12 protein-coding genes are annotated in these 12490 nt (G+C 65.7%); 2 read left to right on the plus strand and 10 right to left on the minus strand.

Going from position 1 to position 12490, the window contains the following annotated elements; all coding sequences use genetic code 11:
- Positions 1 to 118: 118 nt before the first annotated feature.
- Positions 119 to 286, minus strand: coding sequence for a hypothetical protein (locus tag AX721_RS27775; RefSeq protein ID WP_167541743.1), 168 nt, complete (start codon positions 284 to 286; stop codon positions 119 to 121).
- Positions 287 to 632: 346 nt separating this feature from the next.
- Between AX721_RS27775 and AX721_RS03360 the strand changes: the two genes are divergently transcribed.
- Together AX721_RS03360 and AX721_RS03365 are read left to right on the plus strand one after the other, a co-directional pair.
- Complete coding sequence (locus AX721_RS03360; protein WP_197422445.1) at positions 633 to 809, plus strand: hypothetical protein; 177 nt, start codon at positions 633 to 635, stop codon at positions 807 to 809.
- A 14-nt stretch (positions 810 to 823) separates the two neighbouring features.
- The gene (locus AX721_RS03365) at positions 824 to 1042 is read left to right on the plus strand and encodes a hypothetical protein (RefSeq protein WP_027297057.1); all 219 of its coding nucleotides are present in this window, start codon (positions 824 to 826) and stop codon (positions 1040 to 1042) included.
- Positions 1043 to 1066: 24 nt separating this feature from the next.
- Here the strand turns inward: AX721_RS03365 and AX721_RS03370 are convergent, their stop codons facing one another.
- The 9 genes from AX721_RS03370 to AX721_RS03410 all read right to left on the minus strand — a co-directional run bounded on the left by AX721_RS03370 (position 1067) and on the right by AX721_RS03410 (position 12337).
- Complete coding sequence (locus tag AX721_RS03370; RefSeq protein ID WP_027297056.1) at positions 1067 to 1990, minus strand: DUF2493 domain-containing protein; 924 nt, start codon at positions 1988 to 1990, stop codon at positions 1067 to 1069.
- Between the two features lie 296 nt (positions 1991 to 2286).
- Positions 2287 to 3321, minus strand: a complete 1035-nt coding sequence (locus AX721_RS03375; RefSeq protein WP_058454241.1) for a toprim domain-containing protein — start codon at positions 3319 to 3321, stop codon at positions 2287 to 2289.
- Entirely contained in the window at positions 3321 to 7643 is a 4323-nt protein-coding gene (locus AX721_RS03380; RefSeq protein ID WP_058454240.1) for a strawberry notch family protein, read from the minus strand. The genes AX721_RS03375 and AX721_RS03380 overlap by 1 nt, the downstream gene beginning before the upstream one ends.
- A gap of 223 nt (positions 7644 to 7866) precedes the next feature.
- Positions 7867 to 8091 (minus strand): DUF6117 family protein, encoded by a 225-nt coding sequence (locus AX721_RS03385; protein ID WP_058454239.1) that lies wholly within the window; start codon positions 8089 to 8091, stop codon positions 7867 to 7869.
- A complete protein-coding gene (locus AX721_RS03390; protein ID WP_027297052.1) occupies positions 8088 to 8501 on the minus strand; it encodes a hypothetical protein in 414 nt (137 codons plus the stop codon). The genes AX721_RS03385 and AX721_RS03390 overlap by 4 nt, the downstream gene beginning before the upstream one ends.
- 68 nt (positions 8502 to 8569) lie before the next feature.
- Positions 8570 to 8788: a hypothetical protein gene (locus AX721_RS03395; RefSeq protein WP_027297051.1), complete on the minus strand. Its 219-nt coding sequence runs from the start codon at positions 8786 to 8788 to the stop codon at positions 8570 to 8572.
- Between the two features lie 59 nt (positions 8789 to 8847).
- On the minus strand, positions 8848 to 10974 hold the full coding sequence (locus AX721_RS03400; RefSeq protein ID WP_058454238.1) for a ParB/RepB/Spo0J family partition protein: 2127 nt from the start codon (positions 10972 to 10974) through the stop codon (positions 8848 to 8850).
- 77 nt (positions 10975 to 11051) lie between these two features.
- On the minus strand, positions 11052 to 11381 hold the full coding sequence (locus AX721_RS03405; RefSeq protein ID WP_058454237.1) for a hypothetical protein: 330 nt from the start codon (positions 11379 to 11381) through the stop codon (positions 11052 to 11054).
- Positions 11378 to 12337 (minus strand): ArdC family protein, encoded by a 960-nt coding sequence (locus AX721_RS03410; RefSeq protein WP_058454236.1) that lies wholly within the window; start codon positions 12335 to 12337, stop codon positions 11378 to 11380. The genes AX721_RS03405 and AX721_RS03410 overlap by 4 nt, the downstream gene beginning before the upstream one ends.
- Between the last annotated feature and the right edge of the window lie 153 nt (positions 12338 to 12490).

The raw sequence follows: 12490 nt of genomic DNA on the forward strand, positions 1-12490 counted from the left end.
GGAATAGGCGCCCGCCATCGCGTGGAATGAGCGCCCACGATCACTGGAATGCGCAAGCCGGGACGGGAGCGGAAATCCTGCCGGACTTCCGCTTGCGGCCGTGAAGCCTTGCCCGCGATCAGTGGGCGAAGGGATCAACCTCATGGACGATCGCGGCGAGTTCGCCGTCATATTCGCCCGCGGGCATGACACCCATGCTGCCGTCGCCCGCCTGGAAGATGACAATCGAGACCATCAGGGTGGTGGCGAGGCTGAAGGCGAAGGCGTGAGCTTGATTGAGGGACATCTGCTGGGCTCCTGCTGGAGCGGGGGACCATCCCCCGCCGACAGGCGCCCGAAGTGTTCGGCCGTGGACTGCAATCACCGCGCAGGCGTAGCCGCAGCGGCGGCATGCTGGCATAGCCGACCCTTCATGGGTTGATGGCGACAAGTCCGCGGCTGGACCAAGGATCAGCGCTGATAGGCGGAGGTGGTCTTCGCGTCGGGAGACCCGTTTTACAGTCTCGACACTGCTTTCGACTCAGCCTCGCGTCGTGTCCTCAGATGGCTATTTGCGCTATGCTCTTGGCAGCAAGTGTAGAGTCGCGAAGGGCTGGACGATGGCGGAGTTCACAGGAAGGAGCCTGCACCTCTTGAAGAAGGCTTTGACGATCGCTGTGCTGGCGATCGAGCGGCAGCCGGGCCCCTTCCAGTCGTCTTCGGACCAAGCGGATATGAAAGCGCTTCTCGACGCGTTGATCGAAAACGACACCGAGCTTGCCTTCTACGCGCGATCCGCCCGTATCGCAGTGACAGGCGAGCCAGACTGAACGTGGGGCTGCCAATGACGGAGACGCTCGCTTTCGAGAAGCGACACAAGGACGGAAGCTTGTGGGTCGTCGGCCAGACGATGGAGGGACAACCTACCGGATACTGGGAGTGGTTTCGCCGGGACGGTTCGAAGCTGCGGTCCGGCTACTTCGACGACGGTCAGCAGGTTGGTGATTGGACCACGTATGATCGCTCCGGGTGCGTCTACAAAGTCACGAAGATGAAGCGCTAGGCAGCGGCGCATGCGTGGCGGCGCTTACGCGCCGCCGTGCTTCCAAACCGGAATGCCGAGTTTCTTGGCCTTGTCGGCGAGGTTGTCATTTATGCCCGTGCCCGGGAAGTGCAGCACGCCCTTCGGCACGATCTCGAGCATCTGGTCATTCCGCTTGAACGGTGCCGACCGTCCGTGCTTGGTCCAATCGGGTGCAAAGCCGATCTGCGGAACGTTGCGGTTCGATGCCCAGAGCGAGGCGATCCTCTCGGCACCCTTTGGCGACTTTCCATGGACGAGAACCATGCCGGCGTGCTTGGCGTGAACCTGATCGAGCTTTGCCCAGATAAGCTGGTGATCATTGAAGTCGAGGCCGCCGGTGACGACGATCTTGGGGCCAGGCGGCAGGAGCACCTCTTGATCGGCGCGCTTCTTCGCCATCAAGAAGTCGCGGCTGTCGATCATCGCCGAAGTCAGATTGCGATGGTTGACCTTCGATCCGCTGCGCGGGAGCCAAGGCTTGCCGACGTGGCGTTCGTAGTGTTCGGCGGCCTGGTCGCGCATTAGCTCGAAGGCGTTCTGGCGCTCTATCAGCGTGATCCCCTCTGCGATCAGGCGCTCCAGTTCGACCGATTTCACCTCGCTGCCGTCCTGTTCGCGCTGCGCCCGCTTCTGGGACTGCTCATTGTCATCCAGTTCGCGGCCGATCCGGTCGGTCGCGCGGTGGAAAACGTTCACGGTCGACCAGAGGAGATCGTCGAGGTCAGGTTCGAGGCGCGTGTCTGCCAGGGTGCCGATTAGAGCGTCGAAGATGTCGGCGACGGCGCCCGCGACCTGGTTGCCGTCCGGCAGAAGCCGCTGGTCGGGCTCGTCGGTGAAGGGTCGGTAGCCGTGAAGTTGCAGTTCGTTAAGGACATGGTCGGTGGGTGAGGACTCGTGATGCGGTTCGTAGTCGTCGTGATCGCGCATGGGATGCTCCATCGGTTGGACCGCGACCGTCGCGGCCTTCATGGCGACGAAGCCCGCGGGCCGGACGGCCGGGCACCCGGAGCGAAAGCGTAGGGCTCGATGGCTAAGGCCGGCTATTTTGCTTCGCGATGGAAAGCGGCCTCTGGGCCGCGCCGGAAAATAGTTGGCCGCCGCCATTGCCCGGTTGGCCGGCTTGTGGGCCGATCGCCCTCTCGAAGGCCGAGGCGCGGTCCCCCTCCGATGGATGATGCATCCGCCGAGCACGACGGCGAACCTCACGCCCGTTCTCCTGCCGGCTATGCCGCCAACGCCATGAAGCGCGCGATGTCCTGCGGCGCGACCTGCAACCGGGCTTCCACGCTCAATGCGTCCAGGCCGAGGCTGCGCAGATCCTCGTTGAAGTCGCCCAGCTGCGGCGAGATGACAATCGGCTCGATCCCGGCCGCGTCGGCCCGTTCAATGAGGGTGTCGCGCGCAGCGTCACCGGCCGGATCGTTGTCGCGGACGATGTAGAGCCGCCGCAGTGTGTCGGGGAACAGGATGGCAGCGAGATGGGCCGCGGAGAGCGCCGCCAGCATAGGCATGTCGGGAAGGACCTGACGAAGCGACAGGACGGTCTCGATGCCTTCGCCCGCCGCTATCACATCGCTGCCTATGCCGAAGCGGACCGCGTTGCCGAGAAGATCGCCCATGGCTCGCCTCGGCGTGTCGATTGGCGCCTTGTCGCGGCGGCGCGGATCGAGCCAGGTGCGATGCGCCCCGGTGATCTTGCCGTCGAGGTCGGTGACGGCCGCGATCATCGCCGGCCAGGTCTCGGTCGGCGAATGCTCTTCGGGGCGATAATAGCAGCGCGGGTGGAAATGCAGGCTTCCGGTTCCGCGCAAATCCGTAATGCCGCGTTCCCGTAAATATGTTTGTACGAGCGTGCCGTGGATCGGCTGCGACATGCGGACCAGTCGGCGGGCCGCTTCGGGGGAGCCATGCGGCGCTGGGTTCTGCCGCTCGTGCTGACGGGCCTCCGGTGCCGGCGGCATCGAGAGAAAGGTCCGCGCCTCGTCGGCGACATCCTTGAAGTCGATGAGGCCGCAGCTTTCTCGGATGACGTCGAGGAGATCGCCATGCTCGCCGGTGGCCGCGTCGGTCCATTTGCCGGCGGGACCTTTCGGCGTGTCCTTGAGCCGGACATACATCGAGCGGCCGGGTGTGTTGCGCGCATCGCCCACGAGCCAGTAGTTGCCCTCGCGGCGACCGCTGGAAAGATAATGCCGGCACACCGCCTCGGCCTGCCGGCCGAGACGGTGCGCGAGATCGGAAGCGTCCTGACGTGCCATCACGCGGCCTCCCGCTCGGAGATGCGAGCCACGGGATATGTATCGAGCACCTTGGCGAGGACGCCCGGTCCGGCGGAGTCGGCCGGCACGAAAAAGCGGAGCTTCCACGAGATGATCTCGCTGAACAGGCCGTAGGTGCGCAGCCGGTCCCGCATCGCCTCGGTGAAGCCGGTCAGCTCCAGGCGCTGGGCATTCATGACGCGGGCGCGCCGAAGCTGAAGGCCGTCAGCGAGATCGAGGATCGTCGTGCCGTCCATCAGAGCGGTGAAGGCCTGCTCAGGGGTCAGCGATGTTGCGCCCGTGGTGACGGCGTTTGCCGCCCAGGCGGGCGAGACGCGGCGGCCGATGATGCGCTCGCCGCCATCGGTCTGGAGCCGGTAGACCCGCGTCGACTCGTTTGGCAGCCGCTTCCAGATCGGCAACAACAGGCCGGCGACAATGTGGATCGTGCTGTCGGAAAACTCCGGCACGTCATTCAACTCAGCCCACCACGCGGCGGCGAAGGCGGCGCGATCGGCTTCCTCCCAATGGCTCTCACCCATCATGCGCAGCGGCGCATAGTGCTGCTCCATCGGCCGGACCAGGCAGACGCGGCGCTCGATCTCGCCATCGTCGAGCATCATCGATGGTGCGGAAATCTGCACGGCGGCGCGGCCGGAGCGACCATTGACCAGGAGCCGTGCGCGCGGATCGGAGAGATGATCGAGCGCGTCGGCGAGGCTCGTCGGTCGATTGCGCTCCCGGCGGGTGATGGTGAGAAGCCGCGTTTCCGCGCCGGTGCCCGGGTGCGTATGGATCACCTCGCTGCCGGTGACGATGAAGCTCTCGGCCTGCAGCGTTTCGAGTCCGACGTCATAGACTCCACTGCGAACCGCCCCGTCGACCTTTGCCGTCAGGAGCTGCTCAAACGCCGTAAAAAGCACGCCCTGCAGGTCGATGGTCAGCGCGAGCAGACGGTTGAGGAAGGTCGTGATCGGCGGCAGCTCGTCCTTGATGCCGTTGTCATCCGTGAGTTTGAGTCCGGTGGCGGACTCAAAGCGGTCGAGCGAGCAGTTCTCGACCTTGCCACGCACGAGCAGCAGATAGAGCTGGCGCAGCGCATCGCGCGCATAGGGGCTTTCGAGATTGTCCTCTGGCCGGAAGAGACCCTGTCCGCCGGTCTGGCGCTGCCCACGCGTGATGGCGCCGAGTGTATCGAGCCTACGCGCGATCGTGGAGAGGAAGCGCTTCTCAGCCTTCACGTCAGTGGCGATCGGGCGGAAGAGCGGCGGTTGAGCTTGATTGGTCCTGTTGGTCCGACCGAGACCCTGGATCGCCGCATCGGCCTTCCAGCCCGGCTCCAGCAGATAGTGGATACGCAGGCGCTGGTTCTTCGCGCCAAGATCGGCGTGATAGCTGCGCCCCGTACCGCCCGCATCTGAGAAGACCAGGATGCGCTTCTGGTCGTCCATGAAGGCGGCGGCCTCGGCGAGATTGGCCGAGCCCGCCCGATTTTCGACGGCAAGGCGATCGCCCTTGCGCACAACGCGCCGTGAACGGCCGGTGACCTCGGCGACGACATCGGAGCCAAAGCGCTGGACGATCTGGTCGAGGGCGCCTGGAACGGGTTCTAGCGATGCGAGCCGTTCGATCAGCTCGTCACGGCGGGCGACGGCCTCCCTGCTCTCGATGGGGTGACCGTCCCGGAAGACTGGCCGCGACGACAGATTGCCCTCGCTGTCGGAGAACGGCTCGTAGAGCTGCACCGGGAAGGAATAGGCGAGATAGTCGAGGACATATTCCCGCGGCGTGATGTCGACACGCACGTCGTTCCATTCCTCGGTCGGGATCTCGGCCAGTCGGCGCTCCATCAGTGCCTCGCCGGTTGAGACGATCTGAATGACGGCGCTATGCCCGTCGGCCAGGTCCTGCTCGATCGAGCGGATCAGCGTCGGGGTCTTCATGCTGGTCAGCAGATGACCGAAGAACCGCTGCTTAGCGCTTTCGAATGCAGAACGCGCGGCCGATTTCGCCTGACGGTTCAGGGTGCCGCTATCGCCGGTGATGTTGGCGGCCTGCATCGCGGCGTCGAGATGGTTATGGATGATGGCGAAGGCGCCGGCGTACGCATCGTAGATGCGGGTTTGCGCGGGCGTAAGCTGGTGCTCGACCAGTTCGTATTCAACACCGTCATAGGAGAGCGACCGGGCCGTGTAGAGGCCGAGGGCGCGCAGGTCGCGGGCAAGCACCTCCATGGCCGCGACACCGCCATTGTCGACGGCCTCCACGAACTCGGCGCGGTTGGCGAAGGGAAAATCGTCACCGCCCCACAGGCCGAGCCGCTGGGCATAGGCGAGATTGTGGACGGTTGTCGCGCCCGTGGCAGAGACGTAGACAACGCGCGCATTTGGCAGCGCGTGCTGGAGCCGGAGCCCGGCACGGCCCTGCTGTGAGGGCGCAACATCGCCCCGTTCTCCCTTGCCGCCGCCGGCGTTCTGCATTGCGTGCGACTCGTCGAAAATAATGACTCCATCGAAGTCGGAGCCCAACCATTCGACGATCTGTTTGACCCGCGAAAGCTTCTCGCCACGGTCGTCGGACCGTAGCGTGGAATAGGTGGTGAAAAGGACGCCTTCGTTGAGACGGATCCGCGTGCCCTGAGGGAAACGCGATAGCGGCGTGACCAGCAAACGCTCCATACCGAGCGCCGACCAGTCGCGTTGCGCGTCTTCCAGCAGCTTGTCGGACTTCGAGATCCATACTGCCTTGCGGCGACCCTGCAGCCAGTTGTCGAGGATGATGCCAGCGGATTGACGGCCCTTGCCGGCGCCGGTCCCGTCGCCGAGCATAAAGCCCCGCCGGAAGCGGACGGCGTTTGGCGCGTCGTCCGGCGCGGCGGTGACGAGATCGCCGGTCTCGTCCACGGTCCAGGCGCCTGCGAGGTGTTCGCCATGAGCTTCGCCGGCGTAGATCACCGTCTCGAGCTGGGCGTCGGACAGAACGCCCTCGGTGACGACCGCGGCTGGAAGCGTCGGGCGATAGCTCGGCTTCGGCGGCGCGACCGACGCCATGGCGGCCGACTGTACCAATTTCGTGGGATGAGGCTGCGCCTCCGGGATGCGGACCGACTGGAGCGCATAGGCCTCATAGATCGAGTCAGACAGTCGGCATTCTTCTGGAGGCATCCGCTCGACGGTCTCATAGTCAAGCGGCATGCCTTTGATCTCAGCCGTCGGCCGGGCGGGGGTGGATGCTGCGGCCTTGGCGAGATAGCCGCGAACGGTGCGCGGCGCCGTGTCCGGGGAAATCTTGGGCAGCGCGACCGCCATGCGCGGGGGCAAGTCGCGTTCGATCCAAGCGAGGAGCGTCGCCACGTCGGGCGCGATGCCGGGGGATGCCGGGAAGCGTGCAAAATCCTCGGCCGGCGCCTTGTCGATGACGGTCAGGCGGGTTTCGATGGTCGTGCCGTGCTTGGCATAGACAGAGCCCGCGATCGCCGCACTGAACACGACGCGGCCGCGCTCCTGCAGCCGGGCGAAGCGGTCCCGCCAGGCCGGCAGCTCGGGCGAGAAATTTGCGCCGGTGATCGCGACCAACCGGCCGCCCGGCGCGAGCCGCGCCAGAGCGGAAGCGATATGGCGATAGGCGGCGTCGGCGACGCGTCCTGAGACGGCCGCCATGACCGAGAACGGCGGGTTCATGATGATGACACTGGGAATGGCGGCGCGGTCGAGATGATCATCGATCTGCGCGGCGTCGAAACGCGTGACCGAATGAGCTGGAAAGAGAGCGGCAAGAAGATCGGCGCGGGTCTCGGCCAGCTCATTGAGGATGAGATCGGAGCCTTCGATCTCGGCAAGGATCGCAAGCAGGCCCGTGCCGGCCGAGGGCTCCAGTACCCGGTCAGCGGACGTGAGCGCTGCGGCGGTCAAGGCCGCGAGACCAAGCGGCGTCGGCGTCGAGAACTGCTGACGGGCCTGAGCCTCCTCGGACCGGCGCGTGTGCGTCGGCAGCAGCCCGGCGATCTTGCTCAGCGCTGCGAGCCGTGCTTCCGGAGACGCGGCTTTGCGGAAAAGCGGCTTTCCGTATTTGCGCATGAAGAGGATGGTTGCCGCTTCGCAGGCGTCATAGGCCGTCTTCCAGTCCCAGGCGCCGCTAGCGTCGGACGCGCCGAAGGCCTGTTCCATGGCCGAGCGCAGTATCGCGGCATCGATCGCGCGGCCCTGTTCGAGATGAGGAAGGAGATGGCCGGCGGCGGCGAGAATGGCGGCGGCCGGCGGCGCGTTGGGCGCGAGCGGAAGCGAGGCCGCCGGGGCGGCTCCGGAGACGGGAGCGTAAAGCATGGAGGGAACCTCGAGAGAGCAAGAACGGACGAGCCGGCCCGGCGCTCTCTCTCGACCGGACGGGCTCAACCCCGTCCCGGCCGACCTCTCACTCTGACGCGGTCAGCGACCATCGCTCCGGCTTGCGGGAAGCACGTCTTCGGCAGTTGCGCGTGCCGGCGGGCGATGCGCCGTTCCCGGCGAAGGATCGCACTATTGTCGCGAATCCGTCCGAGCGCCCGCCTCAGGGCGAGGCATCGGGTGGACGGTAGAGCTCGAAGGGGTTGCCGTCGGCCAGATGGCCGAAGGGCGTAAAAACGTAGTCGCCGTCGTCACGTCCAACGGCGCAGATGACGTAGCGAACCTCGCCCGTTGCGATCTCGGTGCATTCAATTAGCGCCAGGTCGCCGCTGGTCGCGGCGTGCAGCAGCGTCTCGAAATTGGCACGGGCATGATCGGGAATGCTCATCGCGCGGCTCCCTGAGGAAGTCGATCGGCGAGCCAGCGTCCGGTGCTGATCCATTCGAGCGTCCGGCCGGTCGAAAGATCGAGCAGATGGGCGCCGCCAGAGAAGCCGTCGATTACGGGGTCCGAGGCAATATTCGCCCACTGGAAGCCCCAATGTCCGGTCAGGCCGAAGGCCGCGGCGCAGCGGGTAACGAAGGTGATCACCAGTTGCTGGTCAGCGCTGCCAGGATCGCGCAGCCACAGGCGAGCCGATCCGAATTCGGGCGAAAGGGTGAGCAGGAACGGCTCGGCCGGGGGATCCTCGCGGGAGTTTTCGGCCATCAGCGTGGTGTAGATGTCGAAGGCGCGCGTCGCGTTGGCGGCAGTGCCGACGTCGAGCAGGCAGGAAAAGCGGGTGAGAAAATCGGTCATGGCGGACTCCTGAAACGAAAAAAGCCCGGCGCTGGGCCGGGCTTGGGAGGGATCGAAAGACTGTCCGGCTAGTAGCCGAACCGCCAGGACGGCCAGTCTTGACCGTCGTCGGCGGCCTGCACTGCCTCGCCGAGATAGGCGGGATCGCCTTCGACGATGGTGGGATCGCGGACTGGCGTCTCATCGATGACGGTGACGCAGGCAACTAGCCCGTCCTCGACCTCGACATGCACGGGAACGAGATACTGGAAAACGACGCGCCGGGGCGCCGGGCTGGATTGCGACATGGCGTAGCTCCTCGATTGGGGGAATAGACGGAGCGGCCAAAGCCGCCCCGCCAGAGCGATCATTCGGCCGCGACGAGGTGGCGTTCATCGTCTTCGCCAGCGGCCTCCTCGTCATCGCTCGCGAGAAAGTCGGGCAACGCCGCCCCATCATCCTCGCCTCCGGTCTGGGTTTCCGCCGTCGACACCTCACCCTCGGCGACCACGCGCAGCGGCTCCGGCAGCCAGCCGGTGTCCGCCAGCAGGCGCTCGGCCTCCTTCGCCATGTCGCCCTTCTTCAGATGGTCGATGAGTTGTGCGGCTTGCTCGCCGGCGCCCTCGCGGACCGCCTGCAAGATGCGGGGCTTGGTCACCCGGTTGAGGTAGTTGCCGAAGGTCGGTCGCCAGCCGGCCTCGACCAGATCGAGGCCTGTCGCCTTCGTCAGTCGGTCGGCCTGCGAAAGCCTCATGTCGAGGGTATGCTGGGATACACCGCTGCCACTATGCGGGTTCGGCCGCTCATAGAGCGCGTTCACGCCATAGCTGACGCAATGCGCGAGGAGAGCCATGCGGCTGGGCTCATCCAGGTCGGCGAGCCAGTCCCACAAGGCTGCATCGTCCTTCGGGATATCGCCAGCCCAGGCGGCGTGGCGGTCCTGCACCGCACGGGCGGACGGGCTGTCCTTCAGCGCATCGTCCTGGGCCGGGAAGAAGACGTGCTTCACCCCGGCTTCCATGGTGCCCGTATACATGCGGGTCATGAAGGTGTCCGAGACGAGCTTGTGGAGGAGCGCCGTCATAGCTACGTGCGGGTTCTCCGCGACGGCGTTGCGCAGCGCGAGCGTGCGATAGGCCGTCAGCTCGATCACCAGGCGCTCCGGCAGCGGCTTGATGACGCCGTCATCCTCGTCGTCCTCGGGCTCGGCAGGCTGGCCGCCGATGGTGATGACCGCCCTCTGCACCGACGGCTCGGCCAAATCGCCGTCGGCGTCCACGCCGTTCTCGACCTCTGGATCGATCGGTGCTTCATCCTCCGCCCGCACGTAGCCACGGTCGATGGCGAGGGTGCCGTCATGGGCGACGCTGATGAAGACGCCCGCGCGCGGGATGTCGTCCGCCTCGTAGCGCATCGGCCGGGTCTCGAAGGCTGCGAGCGCCGTCTCGATCTCGCTGAGGCGCTGGTCTACCTCGTCCGGCAGTTCGTCGGCGCCTTCATACTCGGCTTCGAGCTTCTGATACTCGGCATTGAGCGCCTCGATGGTCGCCTGTTCCTCGGCCGAAAGGTCGAGCGGCTCGCCCTGCAATTCCCGCAGGCCGCGCGTCGTGTCGTAGGGAAAGCTGACCGCGACCTCGATCCACTTCCAGCCTTCGGCGGCGATCGACTCGGCGGTGGCCTTGAGCTTTTCGGCGACCAGGCGGTCGAGCAGGCTCGCGTCCTGCAGCCAGCCGCCATCATCGGACTGGAAGAGATCGCGCATGACGATGCCTCCCGCCTGTTCATAGGTCTCGATTCCCACGAAAACCGCGCGCTTGTCCGCGGCGCGAACGGTTGTCTCGGTCAGCATGCGCCTGATCTGGTAAGGCTCCTTCGACCAGGCGTCCTTGATCGCGTCCCAGACCTGCTGCTGACGGGCGTGGTCGCCCGACACGGTGAAGGCCATGAGCTGCTCCAGCGTCATGCCGTCTTCGGCATAAACCTCGAGCAGCGCTGGCGACGCCGAAGCAAGCCGCAGCCGCTGTTTGACGACTTGGGCCTGCACGAAGAAGGCCGCGGCGATCTCCTCCTCGGTCATGCCCTTGTCGCGCATGTCCTGAAAGGCGCGAAACTGGTCGAGGGGATGGAGCGGCGCGCGCTCGATATTCTCGGCGAGCGAGACTTCTTCCGCGAGGATCGCGCTGTCGCGCTCGCGCACCACGCACGGCACCGGCGACACCTTGGCGAGGCGCTTCTGCTTCACCAGCAGCTCCAGCGCACGGAACCGGCGTCCGCCGGCTGGGACCTCGAACATGCCGGTCTCGTTGCCTTCGGCATCGACGACCGGGAAAACGCTGATGCTCTGGATCAGGCCGCGCCGGGCGATCGAGGCCGCCAGGTCCTCGATCGAGACACCAGCCTTGATGCGCCGGACGTTCGACTGACTCAGGACCAGCTTGTTGAAGGGGATGTCGCGCGAGGGCGACAGGACGATCTTTTGAGCTGCAACAGCCATCGGGATGTACTCCGCGACGGGCGGCCAAGAGACTCTCTCTCGACCTCCAACCCGTCACGAAAAACCCGTCCTCCCTCTCACTCTCCTCCTGGGCGCGCCCGGCGAGACCCCGGAAGGGCATCGGCGCGACCAAGGAATCTGGCAAGCGCCTCATCCTCAGGCGCATCCCGGTCGAACAGGATGTATTCCGCGCCGAGGCGCCGCGCGTATTCGGCAATCCCCACCAGATCGGCGGGGAGATTATCGCGGTCGCCTTCTCCGACCCAGATGAACCAGCCGTAGGGTGTCGCCGCGACAAGCTCGTCGCCCTGATCGACGTGAACATTCAGATAGGTGCTCGACGCTTCCGAGAGGTGAGCGGTCGAGCAATCGAAGAAGACCCGGAGCGGGTACGTGATCATGCTCATGCCGCCCTCCTTTCAAGTGCATCGGCGGCAACGTCGCGGGCAGCGGCCTCCGGCGCATGCGCCAGCAGCCAGTCGGCCGCCTTGCTCGCCTGACTTGCGGCCCGAACGATGGCGCGGTTGTCCTCGCGCAGGACCTGCAGCCACGAGCCGATATAGTCGGCGTGGCGGACGGTGGGCACGATGCCGAGTGAAGCGCAGCAGAAGGCTGCGTTCATTTCGGCGACCAATTCCTCGAACGCGTATTTCTTGGTGCCGAAGCCGCCGGTCAGGTCGCGGCCCACTCGGCTCGAGTGACCCGTCGCGTGTCCGAGTTCATGCAGGGCCGTGCGGTGCCAGTTGATCGGCTCGAAATAGGCTTGTGGCGGAGGGACCTGCACATAGTCGAGCGCAGGCACGTAGAACGCCCGATCACCGGCGATGCGAAAGTCTATGCCTGAGGCGCGGATCAGCGATTCGACCTGTGGTTCGATCATCCCCTGCGGCGGCGGCGGCGCATTGACCGTGACGTCCTCCGGCAGGCCCTCGCACTGGGCTGCGTTGAAGACGGTGAAGCGCTTCAGGAACGGGATCGCCTGCGCGTCCTCACCGCTCTCGCGGGCGCGGCGTTTCTCGTCTTCTGGCGTGAAGCGGTCCGCATAGACGACGGTCGTACCGCGCGCGCCCTTGCGGACATTGCCGCCGAGCGAGAGTGCTTGACGGAAGGTGAGCCAGCTCTGGCCCGGAAAGCCGTGTTCGACCACGGCGCCCCAGAGGATCAGGATGTTGATGCCCGAATAGTGCCGGCCCGTGGAAGCGTTTTTCGGCATGGCAAGCGGGGCCTTTGCGGCCGTCGTTCCCCACGGTTGGACCCAAGGCACGCGACCGGCCTCCAGCTCGGCGACGATCTTATCGGTAATCTCGTCGTAAAGGTTCGCCCGGTCCTGGCCTGGGCGTGGCGAAGCAGTTCGTCTGGACATCGCGGATCTCCGCGACGGGCGCCGGAAGCTTCTCTCCCAGCCCTAAACCCGTCACGGCAATCCGGTCCGCACTCTCACTCTCGGGGGGCGTTGCGGGGCAGGCTGTGCAAAAACCGATGGCGAGCGGCGCCGGCCGCGTCGCCGTCGCTTACG

Origin of the sequence: Phenylobacterium sp. CCH9-H3, assembly GCF_001557235.1 — a bacterium.
In the GTDB taxonomy this organism is placed as follows: domain Bacteria; phylum Pseudomonadota; class Alphaproteobacteria; order Caulobacterales; family Caulobacteraceae; genus Phenylobacterium.

Bases quoted from the DNA above. Each gene is read 5' to 3' on its own strand.
- AX721_RS27775 (WP_167541743.1), bottom strand. From the start codon at position 286: ATGTCCCTCAATCAAGCTCACGCCTTCGCCTTCAGCCTCGCCACCACC.
- AX721_RS03365 (WP_027297057.1), top strand. From the start codon at position 824: ATGACGGAGACGCTCGCTTTCGAGAAGCGACACAAGGACGGAAGCTTG.
- AX721_RS03370 (WP_027297056.1), bottom strand. From the start codon at position 1,990: ATGCGCGATCACGACGACTACGAACCGCATCACGAGTCCTCACCCACC.
- AX721_RS03375 (WP_058454241.1), bottom strand. From the start codon at position 3,321: ATGGCACGTCAGGACGCTTCCGATCTCGCGCACCGTCTCGGCCGGCAG.
- AX721_RS03380 (WP_058454240.1), bottom strand. From the start codon at position 7,643: ATGCTTTACGCTCCCGTCTCCGGAGCCGCCCCGGCGGCCTCGCTTCCG.
- AX721_RS03385 (WP_058454239.1), bottom strand. From the start codon at position 8,091: ATGAGCATTCCCGATCATGCCCGTGCCAATTTCGAGACGCTGCTGCAC.
- AX721_RS03390 (WP_027297052.1), bottom strand. From the start codon at position 8,501: ATGACCGATTTTCTCACCCGCTTTTCCTGCCTGCTCGACGTCGGCACT.
- AX721_RS03395 (WP_027297051.1), bottom strand. From the start codon at position 8,788: ATGTCGCAATCCAGCCCGGCGCCCCGGCGCGTCGTTTTCCAGTATCTC.
- AX721_RS03400 (WP_058454238.1), bottom strand. From the start codon at position 10,974: ATGGCTGTTGCAGCTCAAAAGATCGTCCTGTCGCCCTCGCGCGACATC.
- AX721_RS03405 (WP_058454237.1), bottom strand. From the start codon at position 11,381: ATGAGCATGATCACGTACCCGCTCCGGGTCTTCTTCGATTGCTCGACC.
- AX721_RS03410 (WP_058454236.1), bottom strand. From the start codon at position 12,337: ATGTCCAGACGAACTGCTTCGCCACGCCCAGGCCAGGACCGGGCGAAC.